This window comes from Exiguobacterium sp. s101 (assembly GCF_018617835.1).
In the GTDB taxonomy this organism is placed as follows: domain Bacteria; phylum Bacillota; class Bacilli; order Exiguobacteriales; family Exiguobacteriaceae; genus Exiguobacterium; species Exiguobacterium marinum.
This window is the reverse complement of record NZ_JACSKX010000003.1, coordinates 94368-110249: the sequence shown is the minus strand read 5'-3', so window position 1 is coordinate 110249 and position 15882 is coordinate 94368. Positions and strand designations below refer to the sequence as shown.

Genomic DNA, 15882 nt, shown 5'->3' with positions numbered 1-15882 from the left:
ATTTTTTATGGTTAGATTCCGTTTTATTTTACGTGCACTCGGTGTGGCGCTCCTTCTCTATATGTTGATCGTCGGGGGACAGAGCGTTCTCGATAATCCAAACTTCGATACGCTATGGCTCAGCGTCATCGGTGCCGCACTCTTGACGTTCGTCGTTTATCGGGCAACAAAAAAGTGATCGACGCGTTCGTCGATCACTATCTTTGTGTTTATTAGAAGAATGATGCTGGGTTGACTGTGCTTCCCGCGCTCGATGAAGAGTACGAGTAGCCACCACGGTGAATCTCGAAATGAAGGTGTGAACCTGTCGAGTTCCCTGTGCTACCCATGCCACCAAGGTTTTGTCCTTGTGACACGCGTTGACCCGCTTTAACTGAGACCGAGCTCATGTGTGCGTATACTGTCGTCCAAACTTGACCATTGATGACGTGCGCGATCATAACGTGGTTTCCGTATGCGCCACCCCAACCTGCACGGAGGACCGTACCAGTTTGAGCTGCATAGATTGGTGTACCAACTGGACCTGCGATATCAAGACCGTTATGGAACGAGTATCCGTTCGCACCGCTTGCTGGACCCCATCCTTGTGAAAGGCGACCGCTTGCAGGACGTTGGAACATGCCCCCGCTTGCTGGTGCAGACGCTACAGGTGCTGTCGTCACACTTGACCCGCTGTTCGAGCTTGAACCTTGTTGTTTCTTCGCTGCCGCAGCTGCTGCAGCCGCCGCACGACGTGCTTCTTCTTCAGCACGACGTTGTGCTTCGATTTCTGATTGAATCGCTTTTTCTTGAGCTTTGAGCGTATCTTCCATCTCTTGCAAGCTCATGAGTTTCGATTCGAATTTCACTTTTTCAGCTTCAAGTTTCTTGATTTTCGCAGCGCGCTCTTTCATTTTTTGATCAAGCTCTTTCTGGCGTTTCTCAAGTTCTTCTTTTTGCTTCACGAGTGAATCACGTTCTGCCTTAAGTTCAGCTTGCGCTTTCGCGAGTTTTTCTTTCGTTGCTTCGTATTCTTCGAAGATCTGTTGGTCGTTCTCTTGAATCGTACCAGCTGTGATCATACGTGTAATCAAATCACCGAAGTCTTTAGAACCGAAGATGAACTCAGCCCAGTTGACTGACGAGCCACCGTTCTTTTGCATCGTCGCCATACGGTCTTTCATGAGTTCTTCTTGCTTCTTCATTTTTGCTTCGTACTTTTTGATTTGCTCTTGAAGCTTTTTGATTTTTTCTTCAGTTGCACGAATCTCAGCTTTTTTCTGAGCGACATCGTTGATGACGTCTTGGAGTTCCGCATCTAACTTGTTGATCTCTTGCTGCTCTTTGCTGATGGCTTGCTCACGTGATTGAATCGAAGAGTTTGCTTTCGACTGCTCGCTGCTATTCTTTTGTCGTTGTTCTTGTACTTTCTTCTGCTTCTCTGTAAGTGAGGCCGCATAAGTCGGTGACGTTCCGCCAATCAAAAGTGCGCCTAAAGTGACCGTCGCTGCAAATTTCTTCAAGTTACCCAATGTGCTTCCCTCCGCTGATTTCCGTGTATTTTTTATCTATTATCATTCAAGTATTTTTTATTAAGATGAGTCGCGATATTTCATTCGCTCTGTGACTCATTATAGCAATCTAAACCAAAAGTTATTTTACACTTATATTTCATTCGTATGACATTGACCTGATTTAGGTTTTATCGCTTAAAAAACGTGGGTATGAACAGTTTTTTATTTGATTTGTTGTCACAAAATAGTTTTAAAAAGAAAAAAGCACTCAAAGAAAGCGCTTTTCACATAGTAACCTATATCATTTTTTATTTACCTCAATGCCACATATCCAGCACGTTTCCCGTTTCTCCGTTTCAAAAGAAGTAACAAGAACCCACCAATCAGGATAATCCCTGCAGCAGCACCGCTACTATCTAAGAGAACATCTTCTAATAACGCAGTTCTCTCAGGAGTCATGCTTTGATGATATTCATCAAAGATCGCGACTGAATTAGCAAGTGTCCAAGCGAACAATAAGTTCAGTCCGGCATGCAGGTTCGTTCTCGAGATGGCTTTCACAAATAATGCACCGAGTGCAAAAAATGTGACGACATGTGCCGTTTTCCTCATAAAGAATTCAATCAGCCCTGCTGTTCCTAGCGTTTCAAGTGAGATTTCCTTCCCGGCGTAGTCGAACTGCACGTTCGCTAGCGTAGGTTCGATCCACTCCCAATTGAATCGCTCTAGCGGCGACACAATGGACTGATCCGAGTAAGGAGTCGCACTTGATAAGAACAAGCCAATTAAGATAAGCGCAATCCATATAAATTCATTTTTTAAAAATCGCATAACACCGTTCCTTTCTACAACGTTTTTCATTATACGGATTCTTCTGTGAGAAAGATGTAACAGCGACATCATGATTTCATAACAATTTGATTGCACATAACGTGTTCAAAGTCGTCACCCCGTTACTCCCTTGATATACTAACGAAAAGGGGGAATCAACATGATTTATGATTTTGAAGCAATGAACATGAAAGGACAGCTACAACCGTTAGCTACATATAAAGGCGATGTCCTACTCATCGTCAACACAGCGAGCAAATGTGGTTTCACGCCGCAGCTCGACGGACTCGAGTCGTTATACAATACGTATAAAGGTCAAGGGTTACAAATCTTAGGCTTCCCGTGCAATCAGTTCGGACATCAGGACCCAGGTTCAAACGAAGAGATTCAAGAATTCTGTCAACTGAATTACGGGGTATCGTTCCCGATGTTCGCAAAAGTCGATGTGAACGGCAAGGACGCTCATCCGCTCTTTACGTATCTCTCGAAAGAAGCTCCCGGACTCCTCGGGTCAAAGACAATCAAATGGAACTTCACGAAGTTTTTAGTCGACCGTGATGGAAACGTCATCGAGCGCTTCTCGCCACAGACGACACCGGATGAGATTGAAGATGCGATTAAAAAATTGATCTGACCAAAAAAGGATGGCTCCGAGGAGTCATCCTTTCATCGTGGTGTAATGAAGTTGATTGTATAGAATGGACTGCTCTCATCATTATAGGCGAGGCCGACGGCTGCATGCGTGAATCGGGGTTGCAAGATGTTCTCACGGTGACCTTTCGAATTCATGAGTCCCCAATGTGCATGAAATACGCTCATCTGTCCCATCGCCAAATTCTCACCAGCTATCGAGTAGGAAAGTCCTGCCTCATCCATCCGGTCGAACGGATCACGTCCTTCTGGGTCGGTGTGACTAAAGAAATCGTTCTGCGCCATGTTCTGACTGTGGGCTCGAACGACTGGATAAAGGGGTTCGTAGTCAGACAAGGCGTTCAAATCAAACTTCTCCCGGTCCCAATTCATGAGGATACGCATCAACTGCTCATTGGCGACAGTTCCTTCTTTCGATAAATCGCCATAGTATCCCTCACTCGCCTCTTCGACACGACGCTCGACCGATAAAATACCTTTCAACAGGTCATCGTCATGCTGATCGAAAAAGAAGGTGACGTACTGTCCATCAATCGCGAAAACTGAAAAAGCTGGATCATCTGGAATCAAGTATCGATTCAACCCTTTATTATAAGATGTCACATCTTCAAAGCCGATGTCCTCGACTTGGTCACGTGTTGTTTCGTTCAAGACGAGACTGCGATACGTACTGCCTGTCTCGAACTGATAAAACCCTTTCTTCGCACCGTCCTCGTCAATCAATTCAAGTCCACGGTTACCGCCGCGATCGACCAAATACCAGTCATGCCCGGCATACTGACTTGCAAATTTGGGCGCGTCCGACACGCGTTCGTTCGCCACTTCTGACTGAACTTGAACACTCGTCGGAGCTGATACGTTCGGCATCTCATATTGCCAAGCCATATAGAGTCCGATCGCCATCAATAAGATGATCAATTTTCGAAACATGGCTCCTCCTCCCTTACTGCTCCCGCTGACGCTCTCCAAAGACATGTAATCTACCTTTAATATCAGTGAGCATCTCCATATACGCAACATACGTCGCTTCGTCTATATTCAGCATACCACTTACTTGTAAAGGCACGTTGACTGCCTGCTCACGCAACGCGCTACCGGTTGCTGTCAGACGGACAACAATTTTTCGTTCATCGTACATTGCACGACTCTTTTCGACATATCCGATTTGGATTAATCGTTTGACGAGCGGTGACAAGGTACCTGAGTCTAATGTCAGCCTCTCTCCAAGCTGACGCAAATCGATTCCATCTTCTTCCCATAAAACGAGCATCACCAGGTATTGGCTGTATGTCAGGTTTAGCGGTGCTAAAATCGGGCGATATAGACGGGTAAGCTCTTTTGAAGCGGTATACAACTGAAAACAGATTTGATTTTCTAACTTTAATGATTGTTCCATGCCTAATCCTCCGTACTCTTCTTTAGCCAAGCATATCATTTGCGAAACTTTTTGACTGCTCTATAATTTAAATTGTGCACAACTTAATTGTTAAAAATGAAATGGAGGAATTTAATCATGAAATCACTATTCACAGCATCAGCAACCGCAATCGGTGGCCGCGAAGGTCACGTGAAATCAACAGACGGCGTCATCGACATGAACGTCTCGATGCCTGGCGCGAAACACGTCGACGGTGCGACGAACCCGGAACAGCTTTTCGCAGCTGGCTATGCGGCTTGCTTCGGTAGTGCCCTCAACCTCATCATCGGGAAAGAACGTGTGAAGACAGACGGTTCGAGCGTCACAGGTCACGTCACATTGAACCAAAACGATGAAGGCTTCTTCATTTCAGTCGAGCTTGAAGTCGAAATCAAAGGCGTCGACCAAGCGACAGCGGAACGCCTCGTTGAAGAAGCACACCAAGTGTGCCCTTACTCGAAAGCGACTCGTGGCAACGTCGATGTCAAACTGACAGCAAAAGCAGCATAATCGTTCATCCCGCTCTTCAGGAGCGGGATTTTTTTGCTTCATCCTGCGTGTCAGGGGTAAGATAGAAGCAAGAGGTGAAAGGAGAGGATTCTGATGACAAAACGAAAATCGACTCTTCTTTTTGTTGTGCTCGGTATCTTGTTGTTCACGGCGACCTATAACGCGCTGACCGTTCGGACGTACAACGTGACCTCAGAAAAATTGTCAGTGGATGAATCGCTCCGCATCGTACTCCTTTCTGACCTACATAGCGCCTCTTACGGTCATAAACAATCGATTTTAATCGATCAAGTCCGTGCTCAGGAACCGGACCTCATCGCCTTACCGGGTGACCTGCTCGACCGTTATCGTTCCCCGGAACCCGCTTTCGAACTCATCGAGGGACTTGCGGGCATCGCGCCGATGTATTTCGTTACAGGCAATCATGAAATCGATGACTCTGAAGATTACGTACGTCATAATGTCAAAAACGTCTTCCGTTCTCACGGGGTGACCGTCCTTGAAAACGAATGGGAACCGATTACGATCAATGAAATCGAACTCGTCATCGGTGGATTAGAGGATCCGTTACGAACGTATACCGAAAACATTTATGGAAGTTGGGAAACGGATGCCGCATCATCCATGCAAAACGTCGAATCGAACGACACGTTCAACGTTCTCCTCTCCCATCGCGCTGAGGAAGTGGACACATATGCCGACTTGCCTTTCGATCTCGTCTTATCTGGACACACCCATGGTGGACAAGTGAGAATTCCTTATCTATTGAACGGTTTATTCGCTCCTGACCAAGGGTTCTTCCCGAAATATGCAGGAGGTCTTTATGAACATGAGACGTTCACCCATGTGATTGGGCGAGGATTCAACTATAGTTTCAACGTGCCAAGGATCTATAACCCACCAGAGATTGTGGTGATTGATGTGCACGGGAAATAACGGACACTCAAGGGAAGTGTCCGTTGTCTTACCAGATGATCCGTTCCTCACAACATTGTCGCTCTCGTTCGACCTGTACCGTTGAGCGCTCGAACTTTCCGTATTTACGAATCCGCTCCGTCACTTGTCGTAACACGGCTTGATCATCTGCCTCTTCTCCGATTAATACGTGGCATGTCGCGGCATGCTCACTCGATGAGATCGACCAGACGTGCAAGTCGTGCACCTCTTTCACCCCATCAACACTAGCAATCTCTTCTTGCATCGCTCGGACATCGATTTGTGCCGGTGATCCTTCCATCAAAATATGAATTGCCTCACGTGTCACGCGATAGCCGCTAATCAAAATCAAGACAGCTACAAACGCACTCGCGACCGGGTCAGCCCAAGTCCATCCGAACACCATGATGAGGATTGCGGCCGTAATCGCTCCAACCGATCCGAGTAAATCGCCGAACACGTGAAGTAAAGCACTCTTCACGTTCAAATTATCTTTCTCCCCGCGCATTAAAATCCAAGCGGCAAGGATATTGACGAGTAGCCCTATGATGGCAACAATCAACATACCACCACTCAAAATTTCCGGTGGAGCACTTATCCGTTGGTATGCCTCTATAAGAATATAGATCGAGATAACGAGTAGCGTCAGCCCATTTATGAATGCCGCTAAAATTTCAAAACGTCGATACCCGAATGTCCGGCTAGGCGTCGCCGCTTTCGCCCCGAATCGTACAGCTAGGAAGCTTAGCCCTAACGCCGCTGCATCTCCGAGCATATGTCCTGCATCCGACAAGAGCGCCAAACTGTTCGTCCATAGACCACCGATGACTTCAACGACCATGAACGTCGCAATCAGGATGAAAGCAAAGAATAGCGCACGCTGGTTCGTGGAATGATGATGGTGATGGTCGTGATCATGATGATGTCCCATGACTGATTCCTCCTTCTGTCTCTTATATTATTCCATTTCACCGAAACATTCAAACATTCATTTGAATGAAAAACATTAAAAAAACGGGAGAATGAATCTCCCGCCTCCCATCACTTTTGTTCTAGGCGTACACGCATCACGCCACTGTATGGAAACAGCTTCAACTGAACCGCCTCTCCCTCGAACCAGACGCCAGCGGGTTGTTCGCTCGTCGGTTGGATGTCAGGGGTCGCGATTGCTTGTTTGTCCCAATCGACGGCACGTACTTTTTGGTCTCGTACCATGAGGAAGAACCCATCATAGAAATGATACTCGTTCACTTGATCACGTTGAACGGCAGAAGGATTTCCGAGTTCAGCTCGAACGGTCGCTATGTCTTTGCCAATCCAGTTGAGGACGGTCTCCGAGGCGTTCGGCACGACTTGTTGCCATGCGGCGATCACCTCATCGTCAGACAAGACCGGTGCATCCGTCATGACACTCTCTTCCGTAACCCAACCCGTCATTCGTTCGTTCAACTGAACTTTCACGAACCCACTTACTGTCTCCAAGCGTTCAAAACGATCGCCGAGATCGGCTTCGTAAACGACTGCAACTCGGTCATCCGCATATACTTTCGTATAAGGTTGTTCGATATAAATCATTTCTGCTAATTCGGTTTCGGCATCCTCTGGTTGTTCGGACTCCGAATCGACCATCTCCGTTGCAATCTCATCTGATTCCGGTAAAGCTGACTTCTGCTTTTGGTCAATCAATGCCGCAAACGCAATGATGCCAACTAAGGCGAGCATCAATGCCACCGCCGTCGTGATTCGGAATACGCGTTTACGCTTTCGGGTCGTCGCGCGCGACAATCTTCCTCCATTCATGTTCTTCACTCCTACTCGATTCGATTCATTCCACTCGTTTCGTCAAATGGTAGGAGGTTTCCTGCCTCATCAAAAAATTTCAAGTCATGTTTTGTCAATTCGTCCATCGTTCGGACCATTTGTTCAACATCGACCGGTCCATCGCGCTCATCGTTCTCACGTATGACGATGTGTTCTCCTAATTCTATCGTGCGTGAAGTCAGACGATGGAAATAACGGTCGTGGGAAATCAACAACAGTCCGCCCGGATAGACGGACAAGGCCGCCTCGATTTGTTCGCGTGTTGCCACATCCAAATAGTTCGTCGGTTCGTCGAGTGCTAAGAGATGCGCGTCGGAGAAATAGAGAATGAGAAAGGCAATCCGACACTTCTCACCCATACTCGCCTCGACAATCGGAAGGTGCACTTCATCCCGCCGGAACAAGAAGTGGGCGAGCAGCGTCCGCGCTTCCGTCTCCTCGATGTCACTATGGGCGAGCAACGCCTCGAGTAGCGTTCCCGTTTCCGGCAGACGTTCGAGTGTTTGCGAGAAATACCCGATCTTCAGACGGGGGTGTCGCTGGATGACACCCGAAAGTGGAGCTCGTTCACCAATCAGTACGTTCAATAACGTCGTCTTGCCGCTTCCGTTCGGTCCGATGATGGAGATGCGGTCTCCTTTTTGAATCGAGAAGGAGAATGGGTTATAAAACGGCTCGCCGTATCCAAACGTCATATGTTCACACGTCAGCCACGTCTTCGCTTCAAGCTCATCCGCAGCAAAACGGACGGAGATGGTCTTCTCTTCTTTCGGCTTCCGCGGACGATTGTCTTCGAGCTGTCTCAGCTTCTGTTCTCTCGCTTTCATTTTGACGGCGAGATTAGCTGCTCCTTTTTGCGCCCCTGGGTTGCGGACACTAGCTGTTGCTTTCGCCTTCAAGTGCCACCCTTTATATTGGGCAATCATCTCCAAAAGTTCTATCTTCCGGCTCTCGTAGCGGGCGTGGACTCGCTCGTCACGCACACGTTCCTCCTCTTTTTGCCGCTTATACGCCGTATAATTTCCCGGGTAACGGGTAACGTGTCCGTCCGATAGTTCAAGGATTACAGTTGCGACATCATCCATCAATTGACGGTCATGTGAGATGACAAGAACTGTCCCGTTGAATCGTTTCAGCCACTGTGTGAGCCAATCGATCGACTTGATGTCCAAGTGGTTCGTCGGTTCGTCGAGAAGGACGAGGTCGACCCGCTTCATCGTCAATGTCGAAAGCTGTGCCCGCGTCTTCTCACCCCCGCTCAAGTCGTTGATGTTTCGGTCGAGCTGACCATCTAGCCCGAGTCGAGTCAACGCCCTCTTCGCCTCTTGCTCCAAGTTGTATACATCGAGTGCTAGTGCTCGTTCATAGGAGCGCATGACTCGCGCCTCATCGCCTGAAGACACATCTTCATAGAGGGCATATCGTTCGGGATCGCTCCGCATCACCCACTCAAGGAGCGACATGTCCTCGGATTCAATCGTCTGCCGGACGAGTCCGATTTCACCGTGACATTCAATCGTCCCGGCTTGTGGGGTCAATTCCCCTGTCACGAGTCGGAAGAGCGTCGTCTTTCCACTCCCGTTCAATCCGAACAATACAGCTCGTTCTCCGGCTACGATCTCAAAAGAGACCGCTTCAAATAATGGTTTCCGGTCATAATCAAACCGGACTTGTTTCATAACTAACATCTGTTTCACCTCGCTTATTTTTCCGATACGCGATGAAACAAAAAACACCATCCGCTTCAAAGCGGTGGTGTGAAGGAATCCGTTCAAATGAGGAAAACGAGCGTTTCCCGTACTTGAAAAAATGGACACACTTCACCCGTAACTGTTCAAGCGAACAGTGATGATTCGTCTCATCGCTGGAGTGAATGTGTTTTTTTCATGGCACGGTGTACCTCCCTTTCCTAAGTTACTGTCACCTTATCAGATTGAAAGCGCATTCGCAACAACCCGCCCCACAATCTCCCATTTTTTCTACTCCTTTAGGCGGATGCGATTCATTCATCCCCGCGTTATGATGACAGTATATTCGAACAGTGAGGTGATGCATGATGCGTCGACGCATCCTCGTTCCGAGTGCCGTCTTAGCGAGCGTCGGAACGTTTCTCTATACACGATTCAAACAACGGCTCCCCCGCCCGCGATTTAAATGGCCGGAACGTCCAGAACTGACAACCATTGATAAGACGCATGTGCAGGCGACATGGATTGGACATTCGACCGTCCTCATTCATTGGTACGGGCTCAAGATTTTGACGGACCCGGTCTTCTCCACACGAATCGGTGTCCACTTAGGCCCGCTGACGATTGGCATGAAACGTCACACGGCTCCAGCCCTCTCCATCGAGGAGGTCGGACCGGTCGACGTCATCTTGCTCAGTCACGCCCATATGGACCACTTTGACCACAAAAGTCTAAAGCGACTCATCACACGCGATACAATCGTCGTTTCGGCCCCAGGGACGAGTCGACTGCTCCGAAGGTATCCTAGTATGCAAACACTTGAACTGCATCCGCATGACAAAGTCACGCTTGCGAACGGACTCGATGTCCGAGCCATCCCCGTCAAACATTGGGGCAACCGTTTCCCGTGGGACAAGCACATGGGCTACAACGGCTATTTGCTCAAATACAAAGGAATTCGAATGCTGTTTGCGGGAGACACGGCGTACACCGATTCTTTCAAAGGGCTCGCCGACCGTGAACCGATCGACCTTGCCTTCTTCCCGATTGGTGCCTATCAACCGGATTCATTCCAAGAGGCGCACTGCACACCTGAACAGGCTTGGTTGATGTACAAAGAGAGCGGAGCGAAGCGCTTCTTCCCCATGCATTGGGACACGTTCGTTCTGTCGTACGAGCCGATCGATGAGCCGTATCACCGTCTCGTCGCGGCCGCAAAAATCGATCGTGGTCAAATCGCAATCAAGACGCATGGAGAAAGCATTCGCTTATAGCTTATAGTTTATACTTTCCCTTCACCCAAAAGTTCGGTAACGTTAGAGACGAGAGGGAGGGATTTATTATGGAATGGACGACATTGAATAATACTGTCAACATGCCGATGCTCGGACTCGGTGTGTACAAGGTCGAAGATGGTGCGGTGACGGTCGACACGGTCAAAACTGCGCTCGATGCAGATTACCGATTGATCGATACGGCCGCAATTTATCAGAACGAAGAAAGCGTCGGGCAAGCGCTGCGTGAAGCAGGTGTCCCGCGTGAAGAAGTTTTTGTGACGACGAAACTTTGGAATGAGTTCCATGGGTTTGACGAGGCACTTCAAGCGTTTCAGGATAGTCTCGACCGACTCGGTCTCGAGTATGTCGACTTATTCCTCATCCACTGGCCAATGCCGCGTTTTGGTAAGTTTGTCGAAACGTACAAGGCACTCGAGCAATTGTATGAGGAAGGACGAGTCCGTGCCATTGGTGTCTCGAACTTTGAAATCGAGCATTTAGAACAAATTATTCAATCCTGCTCGATTGTTCCTGCGGTGAATCAGGTCGAGATTCATCCATATTTGTCTCAAAAAGACCTGATTGCATTCTGTAAGCGATATGACATTCAAATTCAAGCGTGGAGCCCACTCATGAAAGGACGCGAAGCGCTCGAAGATGACACAATTGTCGAAATCGCGAACCGTCACGGCAAGTCTCCAGCCCAAGTTATCTTACGTTGGCACTTACAAAACGGGGTCGCCGTCATTCCAAAATCGGTTACACCGAGTCGAATCAAAGAGAACATACAGGTATTCGACTTCACGTTGACGAATGAAGAGATGGCGGCCATCGATGCGCTCAACCGTGATGAACGCACCGGCTCCGACCCGAAAGAGATGCACAAAATCCATTATTGAGGAGTGAATGACATGTTCAAAAAACTAGCTTCTGATTTGACCGGCTTCAGCGACATCGGTGAGGTGATTGACCCATCTGACTTCGATAAGGCGGATGCAGATGATTACGTCCTTCACGAGGACAATGAGAAGATATATTTCTTGATCAAGTCAAAATCAGATGAGTATTGTTTCACCAACTTGTCGATGATCCACCTCGATGGAACGAGCGCCATCAGTTCGAAGCGCGTCCTCTATCGTTATCCGTATTCGCATTATCCAATCAAGCACGTCATGTTCGAAACAGCGGGCACCGTCGACCTCGATGTCGAGGTAAAATTCACAATCGGGGATAAACCGTACTCGATTGATATCAACAAGAAGCAAATCGAACACGTGAAAGATTTATATAAGGCACTCCTCGCGATTGAAGAGATTCAACGAGAAGGTCGTCGTATGATGGAATATGCGAACACATCACTCACACACTCGGTCTCCATTTTGAGCGGACTTCGCGAAGGTGACATGAACGTGCCGAACACGTTTAAAGAGTTGAACGAGCAATCGTTCGATTGGCTCCAACGTCACTATCGTGAGTCGAATCGAAAAGATTTCGGTTCGGTGTATGAGAAGTACATCAATAACTGATGGATTGTGATGACATATGGACCTTATGTGGATCTTGATTCTGTTTGGATTGTTCATGTTTGTGCTATTCACTGTATTCGTAAGTAGCTCACTTCAAGTCTTGTTTAAACAGATTCATCCGTTCGTCCATGTCATTGTAATGTTAGGTTTGTTCGTTTTATATGATCGCATCCTAGATCATCCACAACTTATATGGATCCTCGCGTTTCTTGTGATCATCAGCTATAGTTCGCCCCTCATGATGAGGAAGCTCTATGCTAAAGGCGAACGCATGGAACAAGAGCGGTCCAAATAAAATGTCCCCCAGACTTTCTTTAGAGTCTGGGGACATTTTATTTCTCGTCGATCAACTGCTCGGCCAATCGTTGATACAAGTGGCTCATGTGAACGGCAGACGCGATAGCGAGCGACCGCTGCACACCACCCTCTTTTTCGAGCGATGCATTCAAAAGCGTGTCTGCTTGAACCTCGAACGCTTCTACATTCTTCATTTTTTGTGCCTGATACGCCTCATAAAAGTCCTCAAGAGAGAACGTCTCGTCCGACTCATTCAACGGTCGGAGCGTTTCCTTAATATCACTAATCGATAAGAGGCCCTTCATCTCATAGATCAAACTGAGTAACATGAGATGTTCATTCGTATACTTCTTATTTTTGACGGGATGGAACAACTTGCCCTTCGCATAGTTGTTGATCATCGTCTTCGTCAAAATCGTCTCATCCTCATTCCGCTTCATTTTGCCATAATGCTGCTCGAACAATTGGATGACCTGGTCCATGTATAAATCGATTGTTGGTAACACTGCCCGAGGAAGCGTCCCTTCTGTTTCGGCAATTTTTTTTGATTTCATCTGTTTCACCTCACCTCCTTAGTATAAAGAACTCTTCCCGTTGTCGAAAGGTATACCTTGCTGTTTAGTCTTATTCAGTATATCATGTAGTTATCGATACTACATGATGTGATAAGGAGTGTTTTACATGAATTCAATTTTTCGGGAACCAATCAACGCGCTGACGCATCTCGCTGGAGCCTTGCTCGCTTTCGTTGCGCTCATCGCTATGGTCGTCAAAGCCTCACTGCTAGGTTCGCCACTCGCGATTATGGCCGCAATTTTATTTGGCATCAGCCTCGTCTTCCTTTATTTATCGTCTGGTCTTTACCATAGCATCATCGCTTCACCGAACGTCATTGCCTTCTTCCGGAGAATCGATCATGCGATGATTTACGCATTGATTGCGGGTACATATGCGCCTCTGACGCTACTTGCGCTCGAAGGCCCGACACGATGGGTCCTCTTCGGCACGGTACACGCACTCGCCTTGTTCGGAATCGTCTTCAAACTTGTCTGGTTCCATGCCCCGCGCTTCTTGTCGACCGCGCTCTACATCGGGATGGGCTGGCTGTCGGTCTTCTTCATCGGACCGCTCCATGATGTAATCGGGAACGCCGGCATCTTCTGGCTCGTGCTCGGAGGTGTCATGTATACGATTGGCGGACTCATTTATGGGTTCAAACCAAAGTTCGTCAACTGGCGGGGATGGGGTTTCCATGAAGTATTCCATTTGTTCATCTTGTTCGGAAGCTTCGCCCACTTCGTCTGTGTCTTCTGGTACGTCTTTTAAGTCCTCCGCGTGGAGGGCTTTTTTTGTGAGCCGTTTCCTGTACTTTGAATTCAAGATTTTCTACACTAAGGACAGGAGGGATTCACTATGAAAATTGAAGTATGGTCAGATTATGTCTGTCCGTTTTGTTATATCGGGAAGCGTCGTTTAGAAGAAGCACTCGAACAGTTCCCCCAGGCGGACCAAGTGGAAGTCGAATTCAAGAGTTTCGAGCTCGATCCGAACGCTCCGACAAATGATTCACGTACCATCTATGAAGCGCTCGCAACGAAGTATGGCATGCCAATCGAACAAGCGAAAGGCACTACGGCACAAGTTGCTGCTCAAGCTCGCGAAGTCGGTCTCGACTATGATTTCGAGAACATGGTCGTCACAGGTACGCTCGACTCGCACCGTTTGACGCATTATGCGAAGACGGTCGGGAAAGAGAAAGAATTGTCGGAAGCGTTGCTTCAGGCTTACTTTGTCGATGCCAAACACATCGGGAACCACGATGTCCTATTTGACATCGCGACAAGCGTCGGACTCGACGGTGACGCGGTACGTGATGTCTTGACGACCGACGTATATACGGATAACGTTCGTGCCGAAGAGAAGCGAGCAAGCGACCTCGGCATCACAGGTGTACCTTTCTTCGTATTCGACAATAAATACGGGGTATCCGGTGCTCAACCGACGGAAGCGTTCACGCAAGTACTCGAAAAAGTTTGGTCTGAGAACAACCCGACGATTCAAGTCCTCTCGAACGGTGCGACATGCACGGACGACAACTGTGATATTTGATTCATGAAGAAGCCGAACGTCGGCTTCTTTTTTGTGGTATTCTTCACCCCACTACTTGATAATAGTGATTAGCATATAAGAATCGAGGACTACATCTATGTGGAAAAATCGGAACGTCTGGATCATTCTGACGGGCGAATTCGTCGCCGGTCTCGGTCTATGGCTCGGCATCATCGGGAACTTGGAATTTATGCAAGACCGTGTCCCATCTGACTTTGTGAAGGCGGTCATTCTCGCCATCGGCTTACTCGCAGGGGTCGCCATCGGTCCGCTCGCGGGACGCTTGACCGACCAAGGCTCTAAGAAAAAAATCATGCTCATCTCAAGCGTCGTTCGGGCGTTTAGTGTGCTCTTCATGTTCGTTGCCATCGAAACGAATTCGGTCGTGTGGATGGTCGTCTTTTTAATTATCTTACAAGGATCGGCCGCCTTTTACTTCCCTGCCCTGCAGGCAGCGATTCCGCTCATCGTGAAAGAACGGGAACTCCTCGCCTTGAACGGAGTCCATATGAACGTGTCGACGTTGTCACGTGTCATCGGGACAGCGATTGCTGGTGTGTTGTTGACGCTCATCTCACTTCGGAACGTCTATGCACTCTCGCTCGTCGCCTATCTGTTGCTTGCGGTTGCGACGCTGTTCTTACAGCTAGACGAAACGAAGACACCGTCGGCGAAGAAACTGGATGCGAAAGCGTCGAGCGGTTTCAAGGACGTCTTCCCCATCATCAAATCGATCCCAGTCATCTTCATGACCCTCGTCATGACGCTCATCCCGCTCCTCTTTATCGGAGGGTTCAACTTGCTCGTCATCAACATCAGTGAACTGCAAGATTCGACGGCAATTAAGGGGTGGATTTATACGGCTGAGGGACTTGCCTTTATGACAGGTGCCTTCATGATCAAGCGAATCGGAGAAAAATTCTCGGCGTTCTCGATTTTATTCTCGTTCTCGTTTTTGATTGGCGTCGCGCAACTCATGCTTTATTTCGCGGACATCCCGTTCATGTCGATTGCCGCGTTCGTCCTCTTCGGCTTCTCGGTCGGTTGCTTTTTTCCGACGGCTGTCACGATTTTTCAGACACGGATGCCAAAAGAGTATCACGGTCGCTTCTTCTCGTTCCGTAACATGCTCGATCGGATTGTCTTCCAAGTCGTCCTGCTCGTGACAGGGTTCTTCCTCGATTTGATCGGACTTCAGCTCATGGTCGTCTTGTTCGGAATCAGTTCCATCGCCATGACGGCTGCATTCCTTGTGTATACGCGAAAACATAAATTGCATATCGAGGAAGATTCTACAGAAAAAATGTCTTCATAACAAAAACAAGC

19 protein-coding genes are annotated in these 15882 nt (G+C 48.1%); 11 read left to right on the top strand and 8 right to left on the bottom strand.

Annotated features, from left to right (window positions below):
• The first annotated feature begins 7 nt into the window (after nt 1–7).
• A complete protein-coding gene (locus KNO76_RS04100; RefSeq protein ID WP_214882829.1) occupies nt 8–178 on the top strand; it encodes a hypothetical protein in 171 nt (56 codons plus the stop codon).
• Between the two features lie 34 nt (nt 179–212).
• Here KNO76_RS04100 and KNO76_RS04095 read toward each other — a convergent pair whose 3' ends face one another.
• Both KNO76_RS04095 and KNO76_RS04090 read right to left on the bottom strand, forming a co-directional pair.
• Complete coding sequence (locus KNO76_RS04095; protein ID WP_214882827.1) at nt 213–1511, bottom strand: murein hydrolase activator EnvC family protein; 1299 nt, start codon at nt 1509–1511, stop codon at nt 213–215.
• A gap of 294 nt (nt 1512–1805) precedes the next feature.
• Entirely contained in the window at nt 1806–2324 is a 519-nt protein-coding gene (locus KNO76_RS04090) for a VanZ family protein (RefSeq protein ID WP_214882824.1), read from the bottom strand.
• Nucleotides 2325–2484: 160 nt separating this feature from the next.
• Between KNO76_RS04090 and KNO76_RS04085 the strand changes: the two genes are divergently transcribed.
• A complete protein-coding gene (locus KNO76_RS04085) occupies nt 2485–2958 on the top strand; it encodes a glutathione peroxidase (protein WP_026826575.1) in 474 nt (157 codons plus the stop codon).
• Nucleotides 2959–2990: 32 nt separating this feature from the next.
• On the opposite strand, the gene KNO76_RS04080 is transcribed toward KNO76_RS04085, so the two are convergent.
• Both KNO76_RS04080 and KNO76_RS04075 read right to left on the bottom strand, forming a co-directional pair.
• On the bottom strand, nt 2991–3905 hold the full coding sequence (locus KNO76_RS04080; RefSeq protein WP_026826576.1) for a CAP domain-containing protein: 915 nt from the start codon (nt 3903–3905) through the stop codon (nt 2991–2993).
• Nucleotides 3906–3918: 13 nt separating this feature from the next.
• Nucleotides 3919–4371 carry a MarR family winged helix-turn-helix transcriptional regulator gene (locus tag KNO76_RS04075; RefSeq protein WP_214702520.1) on the bottom strand — a complete coding sequence of 151 codons (453 nt, stop codon included), beginning with the start codon at nt 4369–4371 and terminating at the stop codon, nt 3919–3921.
• 117 nt (nt 4372–4488) lie between these two features.
• Between KNO76_RS04075 and KNO76_RS04070 the strand changes: the two genes are divergently transcribed.
• The gene (locus KNO76_RS04070) at nt 4489–4902 is read left to right on the top strand and encodes an organic hydroperoxide resistance protein (RefSeq protein WP_015881037.1); all 414 of its coding nucleotides are present in this window, start codon (nt 4489–4491) and stop codon (nt 4900–4902) included.
• 93 nt (nt 4903–4995) lie between these two features.
• Entirely contained in the window at nt 4996–5838 is an 843-nt protein-coding gene (locus KNO76_RS04065) for a metallophosphoesterase (RefSeq protein ID WP_214882820.1), read from the top strand.
• 28 nt (nt 5839–5866) lie between these two features.
• Here KNO76_RS04065 and KNO76_RS04060 read toward each other — a convergent pair whose 3' ends face one another.
• The 3 genes from KNO76_RS04060 to abc-f form a co-directional block, all read right to left on the bottom strand.
• Nucleotides 5867–6769: a cation diffusion facilitator family transporter gene (locus KNO76_RS04060; protein WP_026826579.1), complete on the bottom strand. Its 903-nt coding sequence runs from the start codon at nt 6767–6769 to the stop codon at nt 5867–5869.
• 110 nt (nt 6770–6879) lie between these two features.
• Nucleotides 6880–7638 (bottom strand): hypothetical protein, encoded by a 759-nt coding sequence (locus KNO76_RS04055; RefSeq protein WP_214882817.1) that lies wholly within the window; start codon nt 7636–7638, stop codon nt 6880–6882.
• A gap of 11 nt (nt 7639–7649) precedes the next feature.
• Nucleotides 7650–9347 carry a ribosomal protection-like ABC-F family protein gene (gene abc-f, locus KNO76_RS04050; RefSeq protein ID WP_214882814.1) on the bottom strand — a complete coding sequence of 566 codons (1698 nt, stop codon included), beginning with the start codon at nt 9345–9347 and terminating at the stop codon, nt 7650–7652.
• A 368-nt stretch (nt 9348–9715) separates the two neighbouring features.
• Here abc-f and KNO76_RS04045 point away from each other — a divergent pair, with 368 nt between their 5' ends.
• The 4 genes from KNO76_RS04045 to KNO76_RS04030 all read left to right on the top strand — a co-directional run bounded on the left by KNO76_RS04045 (nt 9716) and on the right by KNO76_RS04030 (nt 12445).
• Nucleotides 9716–10621, top strand: a complete 906-nt coding sequence (locus KNO76_RS04045; RefSeq protein WP_251127881.1) for an MBL fold metallo-hydrolase — start codon at nt 9716–9718, stop codon at nt 10619–10621.
• Nucleotides 10622–10689: 68 nt separating this feature from the next.
• Nucleotides 10690–11523, top strand: coding sequence for an aldo/keto reductase (locus KNO76_RS04040; RefSeq protein WP_214702528.1), 834 nt, complete (start codon nt 10690–10692; stop codon nt 11521–11523).
• 12 nt (nt 11524–11535) lie between these two features.
• Nucleotides 11536–12150 (top strand): PH domain-containing protein, encoded by a 615-nt coding sequence (locus tag KNO76_RS04035; protein WP_026826584.1) that lies wholly within the window; start codon nt 11536–11538, stop codon nt 12148–12150.
• 16 nt (nt 12151–12166) lie between these two features.
• Nucleotides 12167–12445 carry a hypothetical protein gene (locus tag KNO76_RS04030; protein ID WP_214882810.1) on the top strand — a complete coding sequence of 93 codons (279 nt, stop codon included), beginning with the start codon at nt 12167–12169 and terminating at the stop codon, nt 12443–12445.
• Nucleotides 12446–12482: 37 nt separating this feature from the next.
• Here the strand turns inward: KNO76_RS04030 and KNO76_RS04025 are convergent, their stop codons facing one another.
• Nucleotides 12483–13001 (bottom strand): DUF1836 domain-containing protein, encoded by a 519-nt coding sequence (locus KNO76_RS04025; protein WP_214882808.1) that lies wholly within the window; start codon nt 12999–13001, stop codon nt 12483–12485.
• Between the two features lie 127 nt (nt 13002–13128).
• On the opposite strand from KNO76_RS04025, the gene trhA reads away from it, so the two are divergent.
• From trhA to KNO76_RS04010, 3 genes are all read left to right on the top strand, one after another.
• Nucleotides 13129–13773, top strand: coding sequence for a PAQR family membrane homeostasis protein TrhA (gene trhA / locus KNO76_RS04020; protein WP_026826586.1), 645 nt, complete (start codon nt 13129–13131; stop codon nt 13771–13773).
• Nucleotides 13774–13860: 87 nt separating this feature from the next.
• Nucleotides 13861–14556 carry a DsbA family oxidoreductase gene (locus KNO76_RS04015; RefSeq protein WP_214882806.1) on the top strand — a complete coding sequence of 232 codons (696 nt, stop codon included), beginning with the start codon at nt 13861–13863 and terminating at the stop codon, nt 14554–14556.
• A gap of 97 nt (nt 14557–14653) precedes the next feature.
• Nucleotides 14654–15871, top strand: coding sequence for an MFS transporter (locus KNO76_RS04010; protein WP_214798577.1), 1218 nt, complete (start codon nt 14654–14656; stop codon nt 15869–15871).
• Nucleotides 15872–15882: the final 11 nt, after the last annotated feature.

Coding starts and splice junctions, on each gene's coding strand:
- KNO76_RS04100 (WP_214882829.1), top strand. CDS start 8: ATGGTTAGATTCCGTTTTATTTTACGTGCACTCGGTGTGGCGCTCCTT.
- KNO76_RS04090 (WP_214882824.1), bottom strand. CDS start 2,324: ATGCGATTTTTAAAAAATGAATTTATATGGATTGCGCTTATCTTAATT.
- KNO76_RS04085 (WP_026826575.1), top strand. CDS start 2,485: ATGATTTATGATTTTGAAGCAATGAACATGAAAGGACAGCTACAACCG.
- KNO76_RS04080 (WP_026826576.1), bottom strand. CDS start 3,905: ATGTTTCGAAAATTGATCATCTTATTGATGGCGATCGGACTCTATATG.
- KNO76_RS04075 (WP_214702520.1), bottom strand. CDS start 4,371: ATGGAACAATCATTAAAGTTAGAAAATCAAATCTGTTTTCAGTTGTAT.
- KNO76_RS04070 (WP_015881037.1), top strand. CDS start 4,489: ATGAAATCACTATTCACAGCATCAGCAACCGCAATCGGTGGCCGCGAA.
- KNO76_RS04065 (WP_214882820.1), top strand. CDS start 4,996: ATGACAAAACGAAAATCGACTCTTCTTTTTGTTGTGCTCGGTATCTTG.
- KNO76_RS04060 (WP_026826579.1), bottom strand. CDS start 6,769: ATGGGACATCATCATGATCACGACCATCACCATCATCATTCCACGAAC.
- KNO76_RS04055 (WP_214882817.1), bottom strand. CDS start 7,638: ATGAATGGAGGAAGATTGTCGCGCGCGACGACCCGAAAGCGTAAACGC.
- abc-f (WP_214882814.1), bottom strand. CDS start 9,347: ATGTTAGTTATGAAACAAGTCCGGTTTGATTATGACCGGAAACCATTA.
- KNO76_RS04045 (WP_251127881.1), top strand. CDS start 9,716: ATGCGTCGACGCATCCTCGTTCCGAGTGCCGTCTTAGCGAGCGTCGGA.
- KNO76_RS04040 (WP_214702528.1), top strand. CDS start 10,690: ATGGAATGGACGACATTGAATAATACTGTCAACATGCCGATGCTCGGA.
- KNO76_RS04035 (WP_026826584.1), top strand. CDS start 11,536: ATGTTCAAAAAACTAGCTTCTGATTTGACCGGCTTCAGCGACATCGGT.
- KNO76_RS04030 (WP_214882810.1), top strand. CDS start 12,167: ATGGACCTTATGTGGATCTTGATTCTGTTTGGATTGTTCATGTTTGTG.
- KNO76_RS04025 (WP_214882808.1), bottom strand. CDS start 13,001: ATGAAATCAAAAAAAATTGCCGAAACAGAAGGGACGCTTCCTCGGGCA.
- trhA (WP_026826586.1), top strand. CDS start 13,129: ATGAATTCAATTTTTCGGGAACCAATCAACGCGCTGACGCATCTCGCT.
- KNO76_RS04015 (WP_214882806.1), top strand. CDS start 13,861: ATGAAAATTGAAGTATGGTCAGATTATGTCTGTCCGTTTTGTTATATC.
- KNO76_RS04010 (WP_214798577.1), top strand. CDS start 14,654: ATGTGGAAAAATCGGAACGTCTGGATCATTCTGACGGGCGAATTCGTC.